Source organism: Amycolatopsis sp. VS8301801F10, assembly GCF_046195355.1.
Lineage (GTDB): Bacteria > Actinomycetota > Actinomycetes > Mycobacteriales > Pseudonocardiaceae > Amycolatopsis.
In genome coordinates this window covers 6,333,637-6,360,569 of record NZ_CP176065.1, presented here as the reverse complement: position 1 = coordinate 6,360,569, position 26,933 = coordinate 6,333,637, and the positions used below count along the sequence as shown (strand labels likewise).

The window sequence follows — 26,933 nt, the reverse complement described above, 5'->3', positions numbered from 1 at the left end:
AGGGGTGTCGTGAAATCCCTGGGTAATACTGGAGGAACTGCGGCCCAGTCTATTCCGGAGTTGTTCGAGCAGTGCGTCCGGAGAGCTCCGGAAGCGATTGCCGTCGAAAGCTGCGGCAAGTCGGTGACCTATCGGGAACTGCACAGTCGCTCCGATCAGGTGGCCTGTGCACTCGCCCGGGTCGGCATCGGGCAGGAGTCGGTGGTCGCCGTGTGCTCCCGCCGCTCCGCGGGCTGGGTGACCGCGGTTCTGGGGGTGCTCAAGGCTGGGGCGGCTTACCTGCCGCTGGACCCCCGGTACCCGGCCGAGCGCATCGCCTACCTGGTCACGGATTCGGGGTGTGAGCTAGTACTGGCCGATGCCGAGAGCCGCCGTGCGTTTCTGGGGCTGCCGGTCCCGACGGCGGGGTTGGCGGAACTCGACGACGGCGGCGACCGCCCGCGCCCGCCGAGGCCGGCGCAGAGCGCCTGCATCATCTATACGTCGGGGTCGACTGGACAGCCGAAGGGCGTATCCGTACCGCATACCGGGTTCGGGTCGCTGGCAGCTCAGGCCGGGCGCATCGGGTTCGGGCCGGGAAGCCGTGTCCTTCAAGCGTCTTCTCCAGGTTTCGGCGCCTCGGTGTGGGACCTGTGCTCGTCGTTGCTGACCGGTGCGACGCTGGTGCTGGCGGCTGAGGAGGACCTTGAGCCCGGCCCGCGGATGGCGGAGACGATCACCACGAAGGCGGTCTCTCACGCGACGCTGACCCCTGCCGTGGTTTCCGCGATGCATCCGGATTCGGTGCCGTCCCTGCGCTGCCTGATAGTCGCTGGTGACACCACCACGCCGGAATTGGTGGCGGCCTGGGCCGTGGGCCGCACGATGATCAACGCATACGGATCGTCGGAAACGACGGTGTGCGCCACGATGAGCGAGCCGTTGCGACCCGACGGGCGGACACCAGACATCGGCAGGGCGATCGTCAACGCCGCCGTCCGGGTTCTCGATCCGAATCTGCACGCGGTCCAGCCGGGCACGACCGGCGAACTGTACGTGTCCGGTCCGCTGCTTTCGCGCGGCTACCGGGGGCGGCCGGGCCAGACTGCGGAGCGATTCGTCGCGGACCCGTCCGGTGTGCCCGGCGCCCGGATGTACCGGACGGGTGATCTCGCGTCCTGGACCGCGGACGGGCAGCTCGTGCTCCACGGCCGTGCCGATCACCAGATCAAGATCCGCGGCGTGCGGATCGAGCCGCAGGAAGTGGAAACAGCGCTGACCGCGCACCCAGGAGTCGCGGACGCCGTGGTCGTTGCGCGCGAAGCGGGCGGGAGCAAGCACCTGGTCGCGTACGTTGTTCCGGCGGCGGGTGCTGTCCGCGCGTCCGGGGACGTGACGCTTGGCCCTGCGTTCTCGCTGAGCGAGCTGCGCGCCTTCGCGGTGCGGCGGCTGCCGGCGCCGCTGGTCCCCGCGGCGTTCGTTGTGCTGGACCGGATTCCGTTGAACCCGAACGGAAAGCGCGACCGAGCCGCGCTACCGCGGCCGCGAATACGGAGCGCGGAATACCGGGCGCCGCGCGACTGGGCGGAGGAGACGCTCGCGAAGCACTTCGCGGACGTGCTCGGAGTGGACCGCATCGGCATCGATGACGACGTCTTCACAGTCGGACTCGACAGCATCCGGGCGATTCAGGTCGCGTCCCGATCGAGGTCGGAGGGCGTGGAGATCAGCGCGCGCGAGATTTTCGAGTCGCGGACCGTGGCTGCCCTGGCGAGTGGTTCCGGTAGCCGGCCGCCGGAAGCGGCTGCACCGGTCCTCTCCGAATTCGACAACGGAGGCATCGGGGCATTCCCGCTTCTCCCGGCCGTGCGACAGGCCCGGGAGCAAGGGCCGGCGTCCGGCCACACCTGTCAGGCCGCGGTGTTCCGCCTGCCGGCCGCCGTCGGGCGGACCGACCTCGTTTCGGCCGTGCGGACGGTTCTTGACCGGCACGAGATGCTGCGGATGCGCCTGGCCCCGGACGAGATCGTGACCGGTCCGCCAGGCAGCGGGGAAGTCCTGCTGGAGCGGATCAGGTGGGACGCCCCCTGGGACGACGCCTGGCGCGAGCGAGTGCAACTCGAGGTTCGCAAGGCCGCCGCCGCGTTGGATCCGGCGAAGGGAATGGTCGCCCGGTTCGTGTGGTTCGACGCGAATCCCGGCCGGTTGCTGGTGGTCCTGCACCGCCTGGTCGCCGACGACACGTCCTGGCGGATCCTCGAGTCTGATCTTGCCGCCGCGTGGGCGGCGGCCCGGGAAGGAACTCCTGCCCGGCTGTCCGGCCCGGGCACCTCGCTGCGCCGGTGGGCACACGCGCTGGTCGGCGAGGCCCATCGCCCGGCGCGGCTGGCCGAGCTGCCGCTGTGGCGGTCGATTCTGGCTGGGCCAGACCCAGTGCTCGAGTCCCGGCGACTGATTCCCCGGCTGGACGTGACCGGCACTGTGCACGAGCAGTCGGTGACGTTGTCCGTGGAGGAGACGGAGGCGTTGCTCACGCGGCTGCCCGCGGCGTTGCGCAGTGAGATGGCGGACGGCCTGCTCGCCGGTCTCGCACTGGCGTTGGCCAAGCGGAGGAGCGCCAAGGGCAGCGGCGACCGGTCGCTGCTGATCCGCGTGGAACGGGATGGCCGGGAGCAGGGGCCGGCGCTCGGCTCCGATCTGGCCCGGACCGTCGGGCGCTGCGTCATCGCGTTCCCGGTCCGGTTCGACCTCTCCGACGTGGATCTCGACGACGCACTCGCCGGCGGCCCGGCCGCCGGCACGGCCGTCCGGATCGTGAAGCAGCGCTTGCGATCCGTGCCCGGGGGAGGCCTCGGCTATGGCCTGCTCCGGGACCTGAACCAGGAATCGGCGCAGGTGCTGAGCGAGTACTCGCCGGGCCAGGTGAGCTTCGCTTGGCGAGGGCGGTTCGACGCGGCTGGTGCCGGGCCGTGGGGCCGGGTGGACCTGCCGGAGCTTTCCTTGCTGGAGACGACCCAGGACCCGGACCTGCCGGTGTGCTCGGAGTTGTCGGTCGACGCGGTCGTCGCGGACGGGCCGGACGGACCGCGGCTGCGCGCCGTGTTCGCCGCGCCGTCCGGCGTTCTCGCTCCGAGTGAGGTCGACGAACTCGTCGGCCTGTGGCTGGCCGCGCTGGCCGCGCTCGCCCAGCACGCCGCCGGGCCGGACGCCGGCGGCCTGACTCCGTCGGACGTTCCGCTCTCCGGCGCGGTCCAGGCGGATCTGGACCGTTGGCAGCAGGACTACCCGGGGCTGGCGGATGTATGGCCGCTTACTCCGCTGCAATCCGGATTCCTGTTCCACAGCATGGCCCGCGACTCGGGCCTGGATGCCTACCAGGTGCAGTACGTGCTGCACCTGGTAGGCGACGTCGACGCGGAACGGATGCGCGCGGCCGGGCAGGGGCTGCTGACCCGGCACGCCGGCCTCCGGTCCGCGTTCGCGCCGGAGCGCAGCGGCGATCTGGTCCAGCTGATCGTCGGCCAGGCCGAACTGCCTTGGCGGACAGCTGACCTGCGAGACGTTCCCGATGCCGGACGCGACGACGCGTTCGAGAGGCTTCTCGCGGAAGACTTGCGCACGCATTTCGACCCGGCCGTGCCGCCGCTGTTGCGAATGACGCTGGTACGGAAAGAACCCGGTGCCGCCGAACTCGTGCTGACCGCGCACCACGCGCTCCTCGACGGCTGGTCGGTTCCGTTGCTGGTGCGGGATTTGTTGCTGCTCTACAGTCCCGGTCCGGTCGAGCTGCCCCGCGCGCGGGACCAGCGGGAGTTCCTCGCCTGGCGGGCCCGGCAGGACAAGCACGAAGCCGCGGCCGCGTGGAAGCGGGAGCTCGACGGTGCCGGCGAGCCGACGATCGCCGTCCCGGCCGATGACGGAGGCCAGGACCGGGACGGCGAAGGCATCGAGCATGTGGACGTGGTGCTCAGCGCCGCCGAGTCCGCTTCGCTGGTGGCGAGCGCCGCCGAACTCGGGGTCACCCTGAACACCGTGGTCCAGTCGGCTTGGGGCCTGATGCTGGCCGCGTTCACCGGCCGCAGGGACGTGGTGTTCGGAGCGGTGGTCTCCGGTCGCCCGCCCGCGGTGCCGGGAGTGGACGAGATCGTCGGCATGCTGCTCAACACCGTGCCGGTCCGGGTGGACTGCGGCCCGGCGAAAAGCCTCGCCGGGCTGATCCGCGAAATGCACGACCGGCAAGCAGCCCTGCTGGACCACCATCACCACGGCCTCAGCGAGATCCACAAGTCGACCGGGAGCTCGGCGCTGTTCGACACGATCGTCGGCTTCGAGTCGTTCCCGCTCGACCGGACCGGGATCACCGCGGCCGGCGAGGCCGCTGGAATCTCGGTGACCGGCATCCGCTCGTTCATCACCAGCCACTATCCGCTGGGCCTCATGGTCTTCGTCGATTCGGACAGTTTCCTGCGCGCTTCGGTGCAGTACCGCCGGAACGCGTTGGACGCGGCCGCCGCCGCGGGAGCGGCGGCCCTGCTCTCGCAAATCCTGCGCCAGGTCTCGGCCGACCCGGCGGTGCTCGTCGGGGCCGCCGGCCTTGGCTGGCTGGCCGCACCCGATCCCGAGCCGCGCACCGTCACGCCGACGACCCTCCCGGAGCTGCTCGTCTCGCGAGCGGAGCGGACGCCGGACTCAGTGGCGGTGCGTTGTTCCGGAACTCGGCTGACGTACCGGGAACTCGACGCCCAGTCAGCGGAGGCAGCGCGTGAACTGATCCGGCGGGGCGTGACCGCGGAAACCCCGGTCTCGGTGTCGCTGGCACCGTCGGCGGAACTCGTCGTCGCCTTGACGGCGGTCCTGCGGTCGGGCGCTTGCGTCGCTGGCCCGGGAGTCGCGGCGGACGTGGAACTGACTGCGGTGCCCGCCGGCCCCGGCGGCGGTGCCGTCGCGGGGCCTCGTCCGGGCGGGCTCGCCGCGATGTTCTCCGCGACCGGCTATCCGGACGGACCCCGGACGGTGCTGGTCAGCCACGCGAGCCTTGCCGCGCGGCTGGCGGACGGGGCACCGGGTACCTGCGTGCCCGTCCGCCTTTCCGGAGACTTTGGCCAGTGGCTTGTCGCACTGCTCGCTGCGGTGTGCGTGGGAGGCGGAGCCGAGATCTTCGCGGACGGAGGTGGGACCGCTGCCGCGGAGCTGTTCCACAGCGAAGCCGGTCAGTTCGGCGGGCACGTTCTCGATGCTTGCCTCCGGCCGACGCCGCCCGGGGCGGTCGGTGAACTGTATGCCACCGGCCCAGGACTGGCTCGCGGCTATGCGGGACCGGCTGGCGCGACCGCGACCTCGTTCCTTCCGGATCCGTTCGGCCCTGCCGGAGCGCGGATGTTCCGCACCGGCGACCGGGTGCGGCGCGGTCGGGACGGACAGCTGGTTCCAGTCGGCCGCACGGACCGCCAGGTACGGGTCGGTGGCATCCTGGTCAGCCCTCCCGCCGTCGAAGCTGTCCTGCTGGCGCATCCGGAGGTCGACGACGCAGCGGTACTCGCACCCAGCCAGGACGGCGCTGCCGGACTGATTGCCTATGTCGTCGGTGCCGGCCTGGAGGGCGCCGACCTGGCTGGGTTCGTTGCCGCGCGCCTGCCGGGACCGATGGTTCCCAGCATTTTCGTCGCGGTGGAGGGCATTCCGCGGCTGCCGGGCGGCAGACTGGACGAAGCGGCGCTGTCCGCCGTCGAAACGACCGGTTCCCGCGAGCCACGTTCGGAGATGGAGGCGGCCCTGCGCCGGTTGTTCGAGGAGATCCTCGACGTCGAAGACATCGGCCTGGACGACGATTTCTTCGAGCAGGGCGGGACATCGCTGCTGGCGACGCGGATGAACAGCCGCATCCGCCGGGAGCTCGGCGCGAACTCGTCGATCCGGACCATTTTCCAGCATTCCAGCATCGCCGGGCTGGCCCGCGCGCTTGAGGAAGCCGGTCAGGCCGTCGTGCCCGGGTTGCGCAAGATGGATCGGAGCCAGCAGCCGTGATCCCACTCTCGTCCGCCCAGCGTCGGCTGTGGTTCATCGACCGGCTTGAAGGGCCGTCCGCGACCTACAATGTGCCGTTCCGCATCCGCTTCGACGGCGGGCTCGACGTCGAAGCCTTGCGGTCCGCGCTGAACGACGTCGTCGCTCGGCACGAAAGCCTCCGCACCCTGGTCACGCTGGACGACGACGGCGTCCCGTGGCAGCGAGTGCTGCCGGCGGAGGAAGCCGAGGCGGACCTGCCGGTCGTCGAGATCACGGGAGGAGAGCTGGACGCGGCGGTCGCGGAGGCCGCCCGCCAGGTCCTCGACGTCGAGGCCGGGATTCCAGTCCGGGCCACGCTGTTCCGGTGCGGCCCGGAGCGGCACGTCCTGCTTTTGCTGATCCACCACATCGCCAGCGACGGCGAATCGCTGGCACCGCTGTCCCGCGATCTGAGCACTGCCTACACCGCGAGAGCCCGCGGTGCCGCGCCCGGCTGGGCGGAGTTGCCGGTCCAGTACGCCGACTACACCCTGTGGCAGCGGGAACTGCTGGGCGACGAAGCCGACCCTGACAGCGTGTTCTCGACGCAGTCGCGGTACTGGCAGGCGGAGCTGGCCGGGCTGCCCCAGCCGATCCGGCTCCCGTTGGACCGGCCGCGCCCCGCGTCGGCCAGCCATCGCGGCGATGTGATCAGTGCCCGACTGGAGCCGGAACTGGTCGCGGCGATCGGCGCGCTGGCCCGTGAGCACGGCTGCACGCCGCCGATGCTGCTGCAGGCAGCTCTGGCGGTGCTGCTCCAGCACCTCGGGGCGGGCTCGGATGTCGCCGTCGGATCGACCATCGCCGGCCGCACCGACGACCAGCTCGGCGATTTGATCGGGTTCTTCGTCAACAGCTGGGTCCTGCGCGTGGATCTGTCCGGCAGCCCCTCGTTCGGAGAGGTGCTCGCCCGGGTCAAGGAGAAGGCGCTCGGCGCTTACGACAACCAGGACATTCCGTTCGAACGGCTGGTCGAGCTGGTCAACCCGGTCCGGTCGACCGCTTGGCACCCGCTGTTCCAGGTGATGTTCACCTGGGGCGACGACCTGGGGCTCGATCTGGACCTGCCCAGCCTGGCCGCGCGCATCGATGCGCTGCCCACTCCCACTGCCAAGTTCGACCTCGAGGTCAATTTCTTCTCCGATCCGGACGGGCATGGCCTGCTCTGCGCACTTCAGTACGCGACTGACTTGTTCGATCGAGCGACCGCTGCCCGCGTCATTGAGCGCTATCTCCGGGTGATCCGGCAGTTGATCGACGCGCCGGACCTGTCGGTCGCGTTGGCGGACCCGCTGACCGAGCAGGAGCGGGCCGGATTGCTCGAGGCTGCTCGCGGCGCAGTATCGGAGTTGCCGCGAAAGTACGTGCCTGCGATCGTCGACGAGCAGGCACGGGCGCATCCGGACCGGGTCGCGGTGCTCTGCGACGGCCTTTCGCTGACTTATGCCGAGCTGTGCTGGCGCGCCGATCGGGTCGCGAGCGCACTGGCCCGGCGCGGGGCCGGGCCGGAAATGCTGGTCGGGCTGGCCTTGCCGCGTACTGCCGACCTGGTGGTCGGTCTGCTCGGCATCCTGAAATGCGGTGCTGCCTACCTGCCGGTCGATCCGCGCTATCCCAGCGCGCGGCTGGACGCCGTCCTCGCCGAGGCGCGACCGGCAGCGATCCTCGCCGACCGTTCGACAGCATCGGCGCTTCCCACGACAGAGTCGCCGATCGTGCTGATCGACGAGGACATCGACTTCGACGGGGACGAAAGCGGCGCTGCCGGCCCGGCGGTCCGCGGCGCGAGGCCGGACAACATTGCGTATGTCATGTACACCTCGGGGTCGACGGGGAAGCCCAAAGGGGTGGCGATCACCCACGCGGGAGTTGTCAACGGGGTGCGTGCCCTGGCGGATGCTATGGGAATCGAGTCGCGGTCGAGCATTCTCGCGGCGACATCGATCGGCTTCGACGTCTCGGTGTTCGAGATCGTGACTCCGTTGTTGGCCGGTGGCTCCGTGGAGATCGTTCGCGACGGTCTGGTCATCGGGGAACGAGGAGGCTGGTCGGGCGGCGTCGTCAGCACGGTCCCGTCCGTTTTCGCTGGTGTCCTCGACGGGATCGCGAGCGAACTGAAGGCGGACACCGTGGTGTTCGCCGGCGAGGTGCTGCCCATGTCCTTGGCACGGCGGGTGCGCGCCGCGCTTCCCGGGGTGCGGGTGATCAACGCGTACGGGCAGACGGAAAGCTTCTACGCCACCGCTTTCCAACTGCCTGCGGAACTCTCCGACGGGGCCTCGGCGCCGATCGGCTCGCCGCTGGCGAACATGCGGTGCTATGTCCTGGGCCCCGGTCTCCAGCCGGTTCCCGCGGGGGTCGTCGGAGAGCTGTACGTCGCGGGTGCCGTCGGGCGTGGCTACCACGGCCGCAGCGAGCTGACTGCTGCCCGATTCGTCGCCGATCCGTTCGGCCCGCCCGGCGCGAGGATGTACCGCACCGGCGATCTCGTGCGGAGCGGCCGGGACGGGGTGCTCGAGTACGTCGGACGGGACGACGCGCAGGTCAAGGTTCGCGGTGTGCGCGTCGAGACCGGAGAGGTGGAGGCTGCGCTCGCCGCGTTCCCGGGAGTGCGGCAGGCGGTCGTCGTCGCGTCCGGGGAAGGCCCTGGCCGCCGTCTCGTCGGCTACGTGGTCCCGAACGGCGCAGAGCAGGGCGCCGGGGACGTGGACAGTCTCGGCGACCTCACCGTGGACTTGACCGCCCTGCTGTCGGCACGGGACTTGCGTAGGTTCGTCGCCGGGCGGCTGCCCGAGTTCATGGTCCCGTCGGCGTTCGTCGTGCTCGACCGCGTTCCGTTGATGTCCAACGGAAAGCTGGATCGAGCCGCGCTGCCGGAGCCGGAATTCCGGGGCGGCGAGTACCGGGCACCGGCTAACCGGACCGAAGAGGTCCTCGCCAGCCTCTATGCAGATGTGCTCGGCCTGGAGAGGGCAGGGGCGGACGACGATTTCTTCGCTCTCGGCGGCGACAGCATTCGTTCGATCCAGGTCGTTTCCCGGGCCAAGGGCGTCGGCGTGGAAATCACGCCGCGGGATGTCTTCGATTGCCGGACGCCCGCTGAGCTCGCCCGGCGGACGGCGGACCGCGGCCCGGCCGGGAACGCGTCGGTCCTGAACGAGCTCGAGGGCGGCGGCATCGGCTGGATGCCGTTGCTGCCGGTCGCCCGATACGTCCTCGACCTGGGCGGCGACTCGGACCGGTTCGCGATGGCGATGGCCGTCGACCTGCCTGCGGACATCGACGAGGACGGACTGTCGGCGACGCTGGCCTCGGTCTTCGAGTGCCACGACGCGCTGCGGTCGCGGCTCGTGGCGGATGGCCTGGTGGTGTCCGCACCGGGATCGGTTCCGGCAGCGCCGCTCGTCCGCACGATCGGCTGGGACCACGGATGGGGCCAGGACTGGCACGACCTGGCCGCGGCGGAGCTGGACGCGGCGGCCAGGCGCCTCGACCCGGCCGCCGGGACGATGGCACAGTTCGTCTGGTTCGCCCCCTCGCAGGCAGCAGGCCGCTTGCTGATCGTGGTGCACCACCTCGCCGTCGACGGCGTGTCGTGGCGGGTGCTCCTGCCCGACCTGGCCTCGGCGTGGCAGCAGGTCCGGGACGGTGCGCCTCCCGTGCTCCTTCCGGCGCGCACTTCGATGCGCCGCTGGGCGCACGCGATCGCGGACGAGGCAGTCTCGGAACGCCGCGCAGCGGAGCTTCCGATGTGGCGCGAGATACTGGATACCGAGGACCCGGTCCTGGGCGCACGTCGGCTGGACCCGGCGGAAGATACCGCGTCCACGATGGCGCACCGGTGGCTGCACCTGTCCGCGAGAACGACCGAAGCGGTATTGACGACGCTGCCGGCTCGCTACCGCAGCGGGGCTCACGACGGCCTGCTCGCCGCCTTGGCGATGGCGGTGATCCGGTGGCGCCGCGCCCGCGGGACAGGCGGTTCCGCAGTGCTGGTCCGGCTCGAGGGACACGGCCGGGAAGAGGGCGCGATCCCCGGTGCCGACCTGTCCCGGACGGTCGGCTGGTTCACCACGACGTACCCGGTCGGGCTCGACCTTTCCGGGATCGATCTCGGCGGAGCCTTCGCCGGCTCCGATCCGGCCGGAGACGTGGTCAAGGCGGTCAAGGAGCAGCTCGTCGCGGTACCGGACCGGGGGATCGGCTTCGGCCTGCTGCGCTACCTGAATCCGGGGACCGCGGAGGTCCTGCGGAACTGCCCGGTACCGCAGATCGCGTTCAACTATCTCGGCCGCTACTCCTCGGCTGACTTGCCGGAATCGCTGCGCGGTCTGGGCTGGAGCCAGGCGCCCGGCACGGCCGGCCTGATCCCCGAACCGGATCCGGACATGTGCGCGCCGGCCGTCCTCGACCTGCATGCGCTGGTCGAGGACACCGACGACGGCCCGGTGCTGGCCATCCGGATCGGCTATGCGAAGAACATCCTCGGCGAGGACGAGACACGAGAGCTGGCCGAGTTGTTCGAGGCGGCGCTGGCCGGATTGGCCCGGCACGCCGACAGTCCGGGGGCCGGCGGTCTGACCCCGTCGGATCTTCCGCTGGTCTCAGCAGGCCAGGATGCGATCGCCGCGTGGGAGCGCCGGTATCCGGGACTGCGCGACGCATGGCCGCTGACACCGATGCAGGCAGGCTTGCTGTTCCACGCCGAGCTCGCCGGGGCGGGTTTCGACTCCTACCAGATGCAGCTTGTCCTGCACCTGGCTGGGCCGGTCCTGCCGGAGCGGCTGCGCAGGGCAGGCCAAGCGCTCCTCGACCGGTACCCCAACCTGCGCGTGGCCTTCCCGGCTGACACCGGGGGGAACCGAGTGCAGGTCGTCCAGGACCGGGTCGAGCTGCCGTGGCGGCACTTCGACTTCGCAGGGGTGAAGCGTGCGGAGCAGCAGGACCGGCTCGACCGGCTGCTCGCCGAAGACCGCGCCCGCCATTTCGGTCTCGACGAGGCTCCGCTGCTGCGGCTTTCCCTGGTGACGCTGGGCGAAGGCCGTTCCGATCTGGTCTTCACCGCGCACCACGTGCTCCTCGACGGCTGGTCGGTTCCGCTGCTCATGGAGGACTTGCTGCGCCTCTACGCGACCGGCGGCGACCGGTCCGGGCTGCCCGCGACGCGCAGTTATCGCGATTTCCTCGAATGGCTGGCCGTCCAGGACCACGCGGCGGCGCGGGAGGCCTGGTCCGCGGAACTCGCCGGCCTCGACGAGCCTACGTTGCTGCTCCCGGAGCCGTCCGGAGAACGTCCGCCGTCCGGCATCGGCCAGGTCGAGGTCCAGCTGGGCAGGCACGAGGGCCGCGCGCTCGCGCGGCTCGGGGCTGTTTCGGGCTTGACCGTGAACACCTTGGTACAAGGTGCCTGGGCGCTGGTCCTGAGCTTCCTGACCGGCCGACGGGATGTGGTGTTCGGCGCCGCGGCGTCGGGCCGCCCGCCGGATGTGCCCGGGATCGACGGGATGGTCGGGCTGTTCGTCACCACGTTGCCGATCCGGGTGGACTGCGATCCGGCGAGCACGCTCCGGGACCTGCTGACTTCCTTGCAGCGCAGACAGAGCGCGCTGCTCGGGCACCACCATCGCGGACTGCAGGACATCCAACGGGAGAGCGGGCTCACCGCGCTGTTCGACACACTGGTCGGGTTCGAGTCGTACCCGATCGACACGGCCGCGCTTTCCGCGGCCGGTGCCGCTGCGGGCATCGAGATCACCGGGGCCAGCCCGTTCAGCGGCGCGCATTACCCGCTGGCGGTCATGGCGTTCGCCGAGCCGTACCTTCGAATCGCCCTGCAGTACCAGCATCACCGCTTGGACCGAGACGCCGCCGAGGCGATCGCGGCACGGCTCGGGCGGGCTCTCCGGCACCTGCTCGCCGACCTCGACACCCTGGTCGGGGCAACGGATCTGGCGGAGCCCGCGGAACGTGACGTGGTCCTCGAGAGGTTCAACCGCACCGACGTCGCTCCGGTGACACAGACGATCCCCGACCGGATCGCCGCGCTTGTGCGGACCCAGCCGGATTCCGTAGCCGTGGTCTGCGGAGACACGGTGCTGAGCTACCGCGACCTGGACAGCCGTGCCGCGCGGCTTGCGACGGTGCTGGCACGTCGAGGCGTGGACCGGGAAGCCGTGGTCGGAGTGGCGCTGCCCCGCTCCGCGGATCTCGTGGTTGCCCTGGCCGCCCTCCTCCGCGCCGGCGGCGCGTACTTGCCGATCGATCCGGAGTATCCGCCGGAGCGCATGGCGTTCATGCTGCGCGACACCCGGCCCGCGCTCGTGGTCACCACGGCGGAGCTGGCCGACCGCTTCGGTGCGGTAGGCGGCCCGGTGTTGGTCTTGGACGATCCGGGGACTGCCGCGGAGGTCGAGTCGGCCAGTCCGTCCGCGCCGCTCCCGGGACACGCCGACCAGCTCGCGTACGTCATGTACACCTCTGGTTCGAGCGGCGTCCCGAAAGGCATCGCGGTCCCGCACCGGGCGGTCCTCGGCCTGGCCGACGACCACCGCTACCGCGGCGGCGACCACCAGCGGGTGCTGGTGCATTCGCCGCAGGCATTCGACGCCTCCACCTACGATCTGTGGGTGGCGCTGCTCGGCGGCGGCCGGGTAGTGGTCGCTCCGCCGGGACGGCTGGACACCGCGGCGCTGGCCGGCCTGCTGGCCGAAGAGGAGATCACCGGGCTCTGCTTGCCCACCGGGCTGTTTCGGGTCGTCGCCGAGGAGCACCCGGAGTGTCTGGCCGGCGTGCGCGAGGTCTGGACCGGGGGAGACGTGGTGCCTCCCGCCGCGATCGCGCGCGTACTGCGGTCCTGTCCCGGGATTTCCGTCGTCAACGGCTACGGCCCGACCGAGACGACCACCTTCGCCACTTGCTATCCGATGCGCTCGCCGGAGGAGATCGGTGATCCGGTGCCGATCGGGCGGCCGATGGACGGGATGCGCGCCTACGTGCTCGACGCGGCGCTCCGGCCGGCTCTGCCGGGTGTGACCGGCGATCTCTACCTCGCCGGGAACGGCCTCGCCCGGGGCTATGCGCAGCGACGGGGGCTCACCGCCGAACGGTTTGTCGCCTGCCCCTTCGGAGGGCCGGGCGGCCGGATGTACCGGACCGGCGACCGGGTCGCCTGGACCGCCGAAGGGGAACTGGACTACCGGGGCCGGGCGGACGAGCAGGTCAAGGTCCGGGGCTTCCGGGTCGAACCAGGCGAGGTCGAGGCGGCGATGCGCACTCGTCGCGGGGTCGCCGAGGCCGTCGTCTCCTGGACCCGTGACAGCGGCGGTGAACGACGCCTGGTCGGCTACGTGGTGCCGGAGCTGGACGGGACCGACAGCCCCGGCGGCGCCGATCCAGTAGACGAGTGGCGTCAGCTGTATAACGACCTGTACGCCGGGTCGAACGCCGCTTTCGGCGAGGACTTCAAGGGCTGGAACTCCAGCTACGACGGGACGCCTATCGCCGCGCCGGAGATGGCGGAATGGCGGGACGCGGCGGTCGGCGCGATTCTCGGCTGGGAGCCCCGGCGGATCCTGGAGATCGGCGTCGGCACCGGCCTGCTGCTGGCGCGGCTCGTGTCCGAGGTCGAGGAGTTCTGGGGCACGGATATCTCGGCACCGGTGATCGACCGGCTGACCCGGCAGGTGGAGCGCGCCGGGTACGCGGATCGGGTTCGGCTTCGGGCAGGGGCCGCCGACGAGATCGGCGGGCTGCCGGCGGCCCGCTTCGACACGGTCGTGCTGAACTCGGTGGTCCAGTATTTCCCGGACACCGGCTACCTCGACCGGGTGTTGTCCGACGCGATGGGCCTGCTGGCTCCCGGCGGCCGGATCGTCGTGGGCGACGTGCGCTCGGTGGCATCGCTCGAACTGTTTCACGCCGCGGTGCGGCGCGCCCGGCATCCGGGGGAACCCGCGGCGGCGGCCCGGGCCTCGATCGAGCGGGCGATGCTCATGGAAGAGGAGCTCGCGCTTGACCCGGAGTGGTTCCATCGCTGGGCCGCCGGACACGGGGCGGTCGCCGATATCCGGCTCAAGCGGGGAAGGGCACACAACGAGCTGACCCGGCACCGGTACGAGGTCACCCTGCACCGGGCTCCGCACGAGCCTGTGGACCTGGCCGAGGCCCCAGTCTTGCGGTGGGGTCGGCACGTTGGCCGGCTGTCCGAAGCAGAACGGTGGACGGGAGACGGGCCGGTGCGGATCGCCGGCATCCCCAACGCCCGCCTCTCCGGCGAGGCGGCGGCCGCCGGGCGGTCCGCGCCCGGGCCGGATCTCGATCCGGAGGACGCGGCCAGCTGGGCCGCGTCGCAGGGCCTCGGAGTGATCCTGGCCCCGTCCGCGGACCCGCGCTGTTTCGACGCGATCATCGGTTTCGGGCTCGCGGCGCGCGGGCAGGTGCTGGCGGGCGCGTTCGTCCCGGCCGGCCGCGCCGCCCGCGCGTGGGCCAGCAGCCCGGCGCGCGCCCGGAGAATCGGCGTTCTCGTCGGAGAACTGCATGAGCACCTCCGAGACCAGCTGCCTGGCTATCTGGTGCCGGAGGCGGTCATCGCCATCGCCCGGGTCCCGTTGACCGCCAACAACAAGGTCGACCGCACGGCGCTGCCCGCGCCGGATTTCGCCGGCCAGGCTTCCGGCCGCGGCCCCCGCGGCCCGCGCGAACAGATCCTCTGCGGGCTTTGTGCCGAAGTGCTCGGTCTCGACCGGATCGGGATCGACGACGATTTCTTCGCGTTGGGCGGGCATTCGCTGTCGGCCACCCGGCTGATCAGCCGGATCCGCACGACGTTCGGTGTGGAGGTCCCGATCTCGGCGGTTTTCGAGTCGCCCACGGTCGCGGAACTGAGTTCCCGCCTGGCACCGGGTGCGCCGCTCCGGCCGCCCCTGCGCCCGGCCGGGCGCAGGCCGGAACCGGTCCCGATGTCTTATGCCCAGCGGCGGATGTGGTTCATCGACCGGTTCGAAGGCCCGTCGGCTGTTTACAACGCACCGGTGCCGCTGCGGCTGACCGGCGAGCTCGACGTCGCGGCGCTCCGCCAGGCGCTCGGCGACGTTGTCGCCCGCCACGAGAGCTTGCGTACGGTTTTCGCCGAGGACGCGGACGGCATCGCCTGCCAGCGGGTGCTGCCTGCCGACGAGGCGGCAGTCGGACTCCCGGTCTCAGATGTCGCGGCGGACCAGGTCGAGGCAGCCGTTCAGGCGTGCGCCGCTCGTGAATTCGACTTGGCCGCGGAGATCCCGGTCCGGGCGTCCCTGCTGCGCTGTGGTCCCGGCGAATACGTGCTCGTGCTGGTGTTCCACCACATCGCGATGGACGGTTCGTCGATGGCGCCGTTCGCCCGCGATCTGACCGAGGCCTATGCCGCCCGCCGTGCCGGAAGGCCGCCGGCCTTCCCGGACCTGCCGGTCCAGTACGCGGATTACACGCTGTGGCAACAGGAACTGCTCGGCGACGAGTCCGATCCGGACAGTGTGCTCGCGACGCAGTCGGCGTACTGGCGGGACGAGTTGGCCGGCGTCCCGGTCCCGGTGCCGTTGCCTGCCGATCGTCCGCGCCCGCCGGTCGCGAGTCACCGCGGCGACCTCGTTCAGTTCGCGGTCGACGCCCGAACCATGCGCGCGGTCGAGGGGCTTGCCCGCGAACACGAAGCGACGGTGGCGATGGTGCTCCAAACCGCCGTCGCGGTGCTGCTCATGCGCCTGGGCGGCGGAGAGGACCTGACGATCGGCTCGCCGATCGCGAACCGGACCGACGATCAGCTGGCCGACCTCGTCGGGTTCTTCGTCAATACTTGGGTGCTGCGGGTCGCGGTGTCTCCCGACCGGACATTCGCCGAGCTCCTGCGAGTCGTGCGAGACCGTTCGCTGGCGGCCTACGAGAACCAGGACGTCCCGTTCGAACGGCTGGTGGAACTGCTCAATCCGGAGCGGTCGACCGCGTACCAGCCGCTGTTCCAAGTCATGTTCGCCTGGCAGAACTACGCGCGGGAGGACTTCGCGCTGCCGGGCCTCGACGTGCGGTTCGAGCCCGCGCGGACCGGCACCGCCAAGTTCGACCTGTACTTCAACCTGGCCGACGTGCCCGGCCGAGGGGTGCTGGGCGTGCTTGAATACGCAACCGATCTGTTCGACGCGCCGACTGCCCGGCGCATCGCCGGCTGTTTCGTGCGCGTGCTGGCCGGTCTTGTCGCCGAACCGGACGGGCGGCTGGGCGACGTCGAACTGCTGACCCCTGCCGACCGGCAGCGGATGCTGACCGAATTCGCGGGCGTCGCGGCACCGGTCCCGGAATCCGTTGTGCCGCGGCTGGTCGAGCAGACGGCCGCGGGTTCGCCGGACGCGGTCGCTCTGCGGTGCGGCGACACGAAGCTGACCTACCGCGAGCTGAACGGGCAGGCCGACCGGCTCGCGGCGGAACTGGCAGTCCGCGGCGTCGGCCCGGAGCGCGTCGTCGGCGTCGCCTTGCCTCGCTCGGCCGGCCTAGTGATCGCGTTGCTGGCCGTGTGGAAGGCGGGTGGAGCCTACTTGCCGATCGACCCGCGCTATCCGAGCGCCCGCCTGGGACTCGTCATCGAGGCGGCGCAGCCGGCGTCGATCCTGGTCGACTCCAGTACCGAGGAGATGCTGGCCAGCGGGGGCTGCCCACTGCTGAACGTGGACCGGCTTCCCGCTCCCGGCACCCCCGTCGTGCGACCGGCAGCGAACCTCCGGCCGGGCAACGCCGCGTACGTCATGTACACCTCCGGCTCGACGGGAACTCCGAAGGGAGTCACGGTCACACACCGCGGCGTGGTCAACGGGCTGTCCCGGTTGATCGAAATCCTCGAGGTGGGCCCAGGCAGCACGGTGCTCGCGAGCACGTCCGTCGGCTTCGACGTGTCAGTGCTCGAGATTTTCGCGACGTTGCTGTCGGGCGGAACAGTGGATCTGGTCCGGGATGCGCTCGCTGTGGCCGAGCGCGGCGGATGGACCGGAAGCGTGCTCTGCACGGTTCCCTCCGTCTTCGCCGGACTGCTCGACCAGTTGCCCGGCAAGATCGACGCGGACATGATCGTCTTCGCCGGCGAGGCCCTGCCGGACGCCTTGGTGCGCAGGACCGCTGACGCGATCCCCGGCGTGCGCGTGGTCAACACCTACGGCCAGACCGAGAGCTTCTACGCGTCTGCCGTCCCGGTCGCGGCGGAGCCGGGAACGGGCAGCGTGCGGCTCGGTCGTCCGCTGGGGAACATGCGTGCCTACGTTCTCGGCGAAGGCCTTAATCCGGTGCCCGTCGGCGTGGTCGGCGAACTCTACGTCGGTGGGGACATCGCCCGCGGCTATCACAATGCCGCACAGCTCACCGCGAGCCGGTTCGTCGCCGACCCGTTCGGGGAGCCGGGGACCCGGATGTACCGCACCGGCGATCTCGTGCGCTGGGACCACAACGGCGTGCTGGCCTATGCCGGCCGGGCCGACGCGCAACTGAAGATCCGCGGCATCCGGATCGAACCCGGCGAGGTCGAGGCGGTGCTCGCCGCCCATCACGGCGTGGCCCGGGCGGCGGTCGCGGTGCACGACGCCGGCGCCGCGGGTGCCCGGCTGGTCGGCTATGTAGTGCCGGCAGGCGGGTCCGGCGGCGGTTCCGAAGTGGACTTGACGGCAGGCGTCTCGCGCGACGAGCTGCGCCAGTTCGCCGCTGCCCGGTTGCCGGAGTTCATGGTCCCCTCCTTGATCGAAATACTGGGAGAATTCCCGTTGGGCCCCACCGGGAAGCTCGATCGGTCCGCCCTGCCGGAGCCGGTCTGGAAGGCCGGCGAGTACTCCGGTCCGGAGTCTCCCGACGAGGAGATCCTCGCCGCGGTGTACGCCGAGGTGCTGGGCATGGACCGGGTCGGCGTCGGCGATGACTTCTTCGCCGTCGGCGGGGACAGCATCCGGTCCATTCAGGTGGTGGCGCGAGCGGCGGCGCTCGGGGTGGAGATCACCCCGCGAGACGTGTTCGAACACCGCTGTGTGGCGCGACTCGCGCAGGCCGCGGCGGCCCGTCGAGGATCGGAGACGGCCCCGGTGCTCGCCGAGTTGCCGGGCGGGCCGATCGGCAGGTTTCCGCTGCCGCCCGCGGCGAGGTACTTGACCGGTTTGGGAGGCGGTTTCGACCGGTTCTCCATGTCGATCGTCCTCGATCTCCCGGACGGCGTGACCGAGACCGAACTCGCGGCGACGCTGCGCGCGGTGCTGGACCGGCACGACGTCCTGCGCTCCCGGCTGGACGGCGACAGCATGGTGATTGAGGAACCCGGCCGGCCCGCGGCGGTGCGCCGGGTGCGGTGCGCTGTCTCCTGGGAGTCGCCCGCGTGGCGAGATCTCGTCGCGGCCGAACTCGACGCCGCCACCGGCGAACTGGATCCGGCCGCCGGGGAGATGGCGAGATTCGTATGGTTCGACCGCGAGGACCGGCCGGGGCGGCTGCTGCTCGTTCTGCACCATCTCGTGGTGGACGGGGTTTCCTGGCGCATTCTGGTCCCGGACCTCGCCGCCGCGTGGCAGGCGGTCCGGGCCGGCCAGCCGCCGGCGCTCGGCCGGGTGCGCACGTCGATGCGTCGCTGGGCGCACGCGCTGGCCGACGAAGCGGCCGCCGCCCGCCGGGTTGACGAACTGCCCTTGTGGCAGGCGATCGCCGACGGTCCCGATCCGCTGCTCGGCACCCGTGCGCTGGACTCCGCAGTGGACACGATGTCCACTGTGGACAGCGTGGCGGTCGAAGCGGGGGAATCGGTGACCGAAGCGGTTCTGACCAGGCTTCCGGCGGTCTTTCGCGGCGGGGTCAACGACGGGCTGCTCACCGCGCTGGCGCTCGCGGTCGCTCGGTGGCGCGCCGAGCGAGGCGGTGCGGAACCGTCGGTTCTGCTTCGCCTCGAAGGACACGGGCGCGAGGAGCAGATCGTGCCCGGCGCGGACCTGTCCCGCACAGTCGGCTGGTTCACCAGCATGTTCCCGGTGCGTCTCGACGTGTCCGGCATCGACCTGGTGGACGCGTTCGCCGGCGGCCCCGCGGCGGGTGCCGCGGTCAAGGCGGTCAAAGAACAGCTGCTTTCGGTTCCGGACAAGGGCATCGGCTACGGACTGCTGCGGTATCTGAACCCCAGGACCGCCGGGGAGCTGAGCCGGCTGCCGTCCGGGCAGATCGGGTTCAACTACCTCGGCCGGCTGGCGGCCGACAGCGCTCCCGGGAGCGCCGGCTGGTCGGTGGCGGCCGACACCCTCGGCCTGATCGCCGATTTCGACGCGGACCTGCCGGCCTTGTCCGGACTGGAGATCAGCGCGTATGCGGCCGAAACGGCTGCCGGGCCCCGGCTCAGCGCGCGGTTCGCGTTCCCTCGGGGGCTGCTGGACCAATCGGAGGCACGCGAGCTCGCTCGATGGTGGAGCGCCGCACTGGAGGGCCTCGCCCGGCACGTGTCGGAGCCCGGTGCGGGCGGGCTCACGCCGTCGGACCTTCCTCTGGTCTCCGTGAGCCAGCAGCAAATCGACGGCCTGGCTCTGCGGTACCCCGGCCTGTCCGACGTGTGGCCGCTGACCTCGACGCAGTCCGGCCTGCTGTTCCACAGCATGCTCGCGCGGTCCTCGTTCGACGCCTACCACATGCAGCTCGTGTTCCATCTCGAAGGACCAGTCGACCCGGCTCGGCTGCGCGCGGCCGGGCAGTCGCTGCTTGACCGGTACCCGAACCTGCGCACCGCGTTCGTCGACTGCCCCGGCGCCGGATGGCTGCAGCTCGTTCTCGACGACGTCGAACTGCCCTGGTCCGAGGCCGATCTGCGCCCGCTTCCCCCGGCCGAGCGGCAGGACGCGCTCGAGCAGTTCCTGGCACAGGACCACGCCCGGCATTTCGAGCCGGCGAAGGCGCCATTGCTGCGGATGTCCTTGCTGCGGATGGAAACCGAGCAGTCCGAACTGGTGTTCACCGCGAACCACGTCCTCTATGACGGCTGGTCGCTGCCGCTGCTGATGCGCGATCTGCTGCGGCTGTACGAAGTCGGCGGCGACTCCGCTGCGCTGCCGCCTGCCCGGTCATATCGCGATTTCCTCGTCTGGCTGGCCGACCGGAGCGATGCGGAAGCGGCCCGGCAGTGGGCTGCGGAACTCGAAGGCGTCACCGAGCCCACGATGCTGGCGAACGACGCCGAACAGGGTGGCCTTGGAGAGATCGAGGTCCTGCTGGCCCCGGGCGAAGCGCAGAACCTGGCCCGGCGCGCGGCGGAACTCGCGGTCACGGTGAACACCGTGGTGCAAGCGGCCTGGGCGATCGTGCTGTCGGCCCTCACCGGCCGCGACGACGTGCTTTTCGGAGCCACTGTCTCCGGGCGGCCGCCCGCTGTCGACGGCGTCGAGTCGATGGCCGGCCTGTTCGTCAACACCATTCCGGTCCGGGTCCGGCTCGCGGGCTCGGACACCGTCGCGAGCGTCCTCGCCGATCTTCAGCAGCGGCAGGCCGCTCTGCTGGAGCACCACCACTACGGGTTGGCGGACATCCAGCGCGCAGCCGGGCTGGGCCCTCTGTTCGACACCATCGTGCTGTTCGAGTCGTACCCGGTCGACCGGGCTGCTCTCGGCGAAGCGAGCAGCGCGGCGGGCATCCGGGTTGCCGGCATCCGTCCGTTGAGCGGCACCCATTACCCCATGGTCGTCGTCGCCGCCGCGGACCCGATGCTGCGGGTCGGTCTGCAGTACCAGGAGACCGCGTTCAGCGGCAGCGCCGCGGCCGGCATCGCGGAGATGCTCCGGCTGGTCCTGGCGCAACTGGCCGAGACGCCCTGCCAGCCGGTGTCGGCCGTGCGAGTGACCGGCCGCGAGGAGTGCGACCGGCTCCTGCTCTCCGGCACCGGCACGGAGACGATGCCGGGGCCCCTGCTCCCGGATCTGTTCGCCGGTCAGGCGGACGCGACGCCGGACGCGGTCGCTGTCGTATGCGGCGATTCCGTTTTGACCTATCGCGAACTAGACCTCCGGTCGAACCGGCTGGCGCAGTGGCTGATCCGGCTTGGGGCCGGACCGGAACGCCGGGTCGTCGTGTCCCTGCCCAGGTCCGCTGACCTGGTGGTGGCGCTGCTCGCCGTGCTGAAGGCCGGCGCGAGCTACGTCCCCGTCGACCCGGGGCATCCGCCGGCCCGGACGGCCGTGATCATGCGGGACTGCGATCCGGTCGCCGTGCTGGACAGCGACTCCTTGCCCGCTGGTCTCGACGACTGCCCCGACACCGCCCCAGCGGTGGCCGTCGCGCCGGCCAGCACCGCCTACGTCGCCTACACCTCCGGTTCCACCGGGGCTCCCAAAGGCGTCGTGATCCCGCATCTTGCGCTGGCGAATCTCCTGGGTGCGCTCGGAAGCGAGTTCGGACTCCAGCCGTCGGACCGTCTCCTCGCGGTCACCACCGTCGCCTTCGACATCGCCGCGCTCGAGATCTACCTGCCGTTGCTGGCCGGCGCGGCGGTCGTGATCGCGCCCGCCGAGTCGGCGGCCGAGCCGGCTGAGCTGGCTCGGCTGCTCCGGCACCACGACGTGACGGTCATGCAGGCGACTCCGTCGCTGTGGCAGATGTTGGCCGCTTACGATCGGACTGCGTTCAGCGGGATCCGGTGCTTCGTGGGCGGCGAGGCGGTTCCGCTGTCGCTCGCCGACGAACTGCGAGCGGCCGCGTCGGACGTCACGAACCTCTACGGACCGACGGAAACAACGATCTGGTCGGTCCGTGCGCGGCTCGCCGGCGGTCCGCCGCCGATCGGCGGTCCCATCGCGAACACCAGGGCGTACGTGCTGGACCGGTTCCTGCATCCGGCTCCGGCGGGAGTGACCGGCGAGCTGTACCTCGCTGGAGCCGGCCTGGCCCGTGGGTACTTTGGCGCGCCCGCGCTGTCCGCGACCCGGTTCGTCGCGGACCCGTTCGCCGAGGGGGAGCGCATGTACCGGACCGGTGACCTGGTCCGCTGGCGCGAGCCCGGGGTGCTGGACTACGTCGGCCGGGCGGACTTCCAGCTGAAAGTGCGCGGTTTCCGGATCGAACCGGGAGAAGTCGAGACCGTCCTGGCCGCCCACGACGGAGTGTCCCAGGCGGTCGTCACCGCCCGGGAAGACCAGCCGGGCGGACCGCGGCTGGTCGCTTACGTGGTTCCGTCCTCCGGAATCTCGTCCGCGCCGGACGAAACCGCAAGGCAGATCGAGGAATGGCGGGAGGTGTACGACCATGCGTACGTCGCTCCAGGATCGGTGCAGGCGGAGTGGGGCGAGGACTTCGCTATGTGGACCTCAGCTGTCACCGGCGAACCGATTCCGCTGTCGGAGATGTCCGCCTGGCGGGACGCGGCGGTCGAACAAGTGCTGCGGTCTGCACCGCGGCGCGTTCTCGAGGTCGGGGTCGGCCCGGGCTTGCTTCTCTCGCGGATCGCCGACCACGTCGAGGAGTTCTGGGGCACGGACGTTTCCGGCGAAGTGATCGGCCGGTTGCGCAGGCAGTGCGCGGACCGGGAGTTCGCCGGCCGCGTGCGGCTTTTCGCCGGGGCAGCCCATGAGACCGACGGGTTGCCTGCCGGGCATTTCGACGTGGTTGTGCTCAACTCGGTGGTGCAGTACTTCCCGAACGCCGATTACCTGAATGATGTACTCGGCAGGCTCAGCACGCTGCTGTGCCCGGCCGGACGGCTCGTGATCGGCGATGTGCGCGACGCGGATTCGCTGTCGGCGTTGTACGACGAGGTCTGCCTGGCCCGTCATCCCGGGGCCACGGACGCGTTCCGGCGGGCCGCGACCGGCCAGGCCGCGTTGACCGAGCGGGAACTCGCTGTCGCGCCGGGATGGTTCGATCGCTGGGCGCGCGAACACGGGATGGCTGCCGACATCCGGCTCAAGCCCGGCCGCGCCCGCAACGAGCTGACTCGCCATCGCTACGAAGTCGTCCTCTCTGCAGCCGGGGCTCCGGTCCGGTCTTTGACCGGGATTCCGGCCGAGCCGTGGCGCGGTTGGGAGCGCGCCGGGGAGTGGTGCCGGACGCACCTCGAGGACCGCCCGGTCCGGATCTCTGCGCTGCCCAATGCCCGATTTGGCGACGGCATCGATCCCGAGGACGCGCGCGAGTGGGCAGCCGGCCACGGATGGACGGCGTTGGCCAGCCCCTCGTCGGCCGGGCCGGACCGTTTCGACCTGGTCGTCCTCCCGGATCACCCGGTTGCGGTTTCGGGCACTTTCGTCGCGTCCGGAGGAGGTCGTGCGGCGGTCACCGATCCAGGGCGGGCGCGGGGCATCGGCGTGCTCACCTCAGCGTTGCGCGGGTATGCGCGGGAACGGCTGCCCGAGTACATGGTCCCTTCCGCGGTCGTCGCCCTCGCCGAACTGCCCCTGACGCCGAACGGCAAGACCGATCGACGGGCGCTGCCGTCGCCGGACGGCATCGGGAATGTTGCCGGGCGCCGTCCGGAAAACCCGTGTCAGCAAGTGCTGGCCGGGCTTTTCGCCGAGGTGCTCGGACTGCCTGGCGTGGACATCGACGCCGACTTCTTCGCGCTAGGCGGTCATTCGCTGCTGGCCGCTCACTTGGTCACGAGGGTTCGCGAGGCGCTGGGCGCCGACCTGCCGATCCGGGCGGTGTTCCAGTGGCCGACTGTTGCCGGGCTGAGCGAACGCCTTAGTGCGAGCAGCGGGACCGACGAGCACGCCGACCCGTTCGGGGTGGTGCTGCCAATCCGCCCGGCCGGCGAGCGGGAGCCGTTGTGGTTCATCCATCCCGGCATCGGATTGTCGTGGGCTTATCTCGGTTTCGCGCACCACCTGGACGAGAACTGGCCGCTGTACGGCATCCAGGCGAGGGGATTCGACGGATCGCGCGTGCCCGGCTCAGTCGGCGAGATGGTCGACGATTACCTGGAGCAGATCCTCAGGGTCCAGCCGGAAGGGCCGTACCGTCTGGTGGGGCTCTCCCTCGGCGGGACCTTGGCCCACGCGATGGCCGCGGAACTCCAGCGGCGGGGCCGTCGGGTGGCGACACTCGCTCTGCTCGACTGCGTTCCGGCGGAGTGGTTCCGTGAGAACGAACTCCCGGAACAGGCGGAGGCGCAGTCGTTCTTCGCCACACACCTGCCCGCGCTGCCCGGTCTCCAGCACGTCGAAGGGACATCGTTGGCGGACCGGGCGTCGGAAATCATGCTGGAGCACCTGAGGAAGATGCGGGACTTCGCTTCGCCAGTCTTCGACGGCGACGTGCTGTTCTTCAGTGCTGCCGAAGGTTCCGCGGAATGCTACGCGGACCGATGGCGGGGGCACGTTTCCGGCGTCGTGCGTCAGCACGAAATCCGGTGCCGGCACACGGAACTGCACCTGCCAGGACCGGCAGCCGCAATGTGCCGGGTCCTTTCCGGTGCGCTGGAAGGGAAGTGAGGCACCGCACATGGCATTGCGAGTCGAGGAACTGAAGAGCAACCCGAAGCATTTCTGGCTGCGCGGGCAGCGGCCGGACCAACTGGTCCGGCCGGACGAGGAAACGGGCATCTGGCACGTCTACGGGTACCCGGAGGCGGTGGCGGTTCTCGGGAACCCGGAGGTTTATTCGTCCGCGACGGCACGTCGTTACGCGCCTGAAGACGGAGCGGAGTTCGCGGAGGACAACCTGCTGCAGCTTGATCCGCCGGAACACCGGAACCTGCGCACCCTCGCCTCGCACGCGTTCACGCCCAGGGTGGTCGCGGAGCTGGCTCCCCGGATCGAGCGAATCTTCCGGGACCTGCTCGACGGGCTCGCCGGCCGTGACCAATTCGACTTCGTCACGGAGCTCGCTTATCCACTCCCGATCACCGTCATCTCCGAACTGCTTGGCGTGCCCGCCGCCGACCGGCGGCTGTTCAAGCAGTGGGTGGACGAGATGATGGATGCCAACGGTGCCTTCGACCTCTCCGACGACCCGGAGAAACAGGCACGCGACGCCAAGGCCCAGCTCGAACCGGCCCGTCAGCTGACCGAGTACCTGCACGCCCACGCCGCCGATCGCCGGGCACGGCCCCGCGACGACCTGCTCACCCGGTTCGTCCAGGCCGAGGTCGACGGCGATCGGCTCACCGACCGCCAGGTCGCGAAGGTGGCGCATGTGCTGCTGATCGCCGGGCACACCACCACCGCGATGCTGCTCGCCAACTCGATGCTGTGCTTTGACAGCTTCCCGGACCAGCAGGCCCGGGTGCGCGCGGACCGCTCGCTCGTGTCCGCCGCGTTCGAGGAGGTCCACCGCTTCCTGACTCCGGTCGCTGCCACTTACCGGGCCACCGCGGTCGCCGCGGAGCTCGGCGGGCAGCGGATCCCAGCCGAGCGGATGGTCGTCGTCTGGTCCGCCGCAGCCAACCGGGACCCGCGCCAGTTCGCCCAGCCGGACGTCTTCGACGCGGGCCGCGATCCGAATCCGCATGTCGGTTTCGGCCGCGGCATTCATTTCTGCCTCGGCGCGGCGCTGGCCCGGCTGGAAGGCAGGATCGCGCTGAACCTCCTCTTCGACCGGTACCCGGCGCTGTGCGTCGACCGGGACGCCGAGCCCTCGTTCCTCCCGGCACAGGACCTGATCAGCTTCTGGAACCTGCCGGTCCGCGCCGAATGACCCCCGCCCCCCCACAGAAACGGACTTCCCGCGATGACGACCCTGGCCGACCGGTGGAACATCCAGCCTGACCACATCTGGCTGCGCGGGCGGCAGCCGGAACACGTCGTCCAGGAGGGCGAGGACGGGATCGTGAACGTCTACGGCTATCCGGAAGCGTCCGCGGTCCTGACCGATCCGGAGGCGTTTTCCAACGACGTCGACCGGCTGATGGAGGGAGACCAGGCACTCACGGGGAAGGAGGACCGCGACGGCAGCCTGCTCGGAGTGGACCCGCCGGAGCACACCCGGATGCGCAAGCTCGTCGGCCACGCCTTCACGCCCTCGATGATCACCCGGCTGGCGCCGCGCATCGCGGAGCTGACCCGGAACTTGCTCGACGAGGCAGGCGGAAGCGACCGGCTCGACCTGGTCGAGTCGTTGACCTACCCGCTGCCGGTTATCGTCATTTGCGAGATCCTCGGCGTGCCGACCGACGACCTGTCGCTGTTCCGGGAGTGGGTCGACCGGATGGCTCGCAGCGCGAGCGGGTTGTTCGACGGAGACGAGGACGTCGACATCGCGGCCGCGCAGCGGCGGGTGCCGGAGATGCTCGACTATCTGGCCGAACTGGTCGCCGATCGGCGCAAAAGCCCGCGAGCGGACCTCATCGGCGACCTGATCCACGCCGACGTCGACGGCGAGCGGGTGACCGACCGGCAGATCGTCACGTTTCTCAAGGACTTGATCGTGGTCGGGCACGCGACGACGAGCGCGGTGCTCGGCAACGCGGTGCTGTGCCTCGACGCGCATCCCGAGGTCGCCGCCCGCGTGCGTGCGGACCGGTCCCTGGTGCCGGGTGTCTTCGAAGAGACCTTGCGCTATCTCGCCCCAGGTGCGATGGCGGCTCGAGCGACCACCCGGGACGTCGAGATCGGCGGGCTCGCCGTGGGGCCGGACCGGCTGGTGATGAACTGGCTCGGCGCCTGCAACCGCGACCCGCGTCAGTTCGACCGCCCGCACGAGTTCGACCCGGCGCGCGACCCCAATCCGCACCTGGCGTTCAGCCGCGGCATCCATTTCTGCCTCGGCGCTCCGCTGGCCCGGATCGAGGGCCGGATCGTGCTGAATGAACTGCTGGACCGGTACCGCGAACTGCGCGTCGACCCAGGGGAACCCCCAGTCTTCCTGCCGTTGCCGTTCGTGATCGGGGTCACCGACCTGGTGGTGCGCACCGCGTGATGCCGAGCCCGAGAAGAGCCGCCATGAAGCTATCGAGCCGCGGG

4 protein-coding genes are annotated in these 26,933 nt (G+C 70.7%); all 4 read left to right on the top strand.

Going from position 1 to position 26,933, the window contains the following annotated elements; all coding sequences use genetic code 11:
- Positions 1 to 9 precede the first annotated feature (9 nt).
- Genes F9C11_RS29905 through F9C11_RS29890 form a run of 4 tightly spaced genes read left to right on the top strand, consistent with a single transcriptional unit; the run spans position 10 to position 26,889 of the window.
- Positions 10 to 6,003, top strand: a complete 5,994-nt coding sequence (locus F9C11_RS29905) for an amino acid adenylation domain-containing protein (protein WP_409180686.1) — start codon at positions 10 to 12, stop codon at positions 6,001 to 6,003.
- Complete coding sequence (locus F9C11_RS29900; protein WP_409180685.1) at positions 6,000 to 24,464, top strand: amino acid adenylation domain-containing protein; 18,465 nt, start codon at positions 6,000 to 6,002, stop codon at positions 24,462 to 24,464. Before F9C11_RS29905 ends, F9C11_RS29900 begins: the two co-directional genes overlap by 4 nt.
- A 10-nt stretch (positions 24,465 to 24,474) precedes the next feature.
- Complete coding sequence (locus F9C11_RS29895; RefSeq protein WP_409180684.1) at positions 24,475 to 25,668, top strand: cytochrome P450; 1,194 nt, start codon at positions 24,475 to 24,477, stop codon at positions 25,666 to 25,668.
- A gap of 33 nt (positions 25,669 to 25,701) precedes the next feature.
- Complete coding sequence (locus F9C11_RS29890) at positions 25,702 to 26,889, top strand: cytochrome P450 (RefSeq protein ID WP_409180683.1); 1,188 nt, start codon at positions 25,702 to 25,704, stop codon at positions 26,887 to 26,889.
- The last annotated feature ends 44 nt before the right edge of the window (positions 26,890 to 26,933 follow it).

Bases quoted from the DNA above. Each gene is read 5' to 3' on its own strand.
- F9C11_RS29895 (WP_409180684.1), top strand. From the start codon at position 24,475: ATGGCATTGCGAGTCGAGGAACTGAAGAGCAACCCGAAGCATTTCTGG.
- F9C11_RS29890 (WP_409180683.1), top strand. From the start codon at position 25,702: ATGACGACCCTGGCCGACCGGTGGAACATCCAGCCTGACCACATCTGG.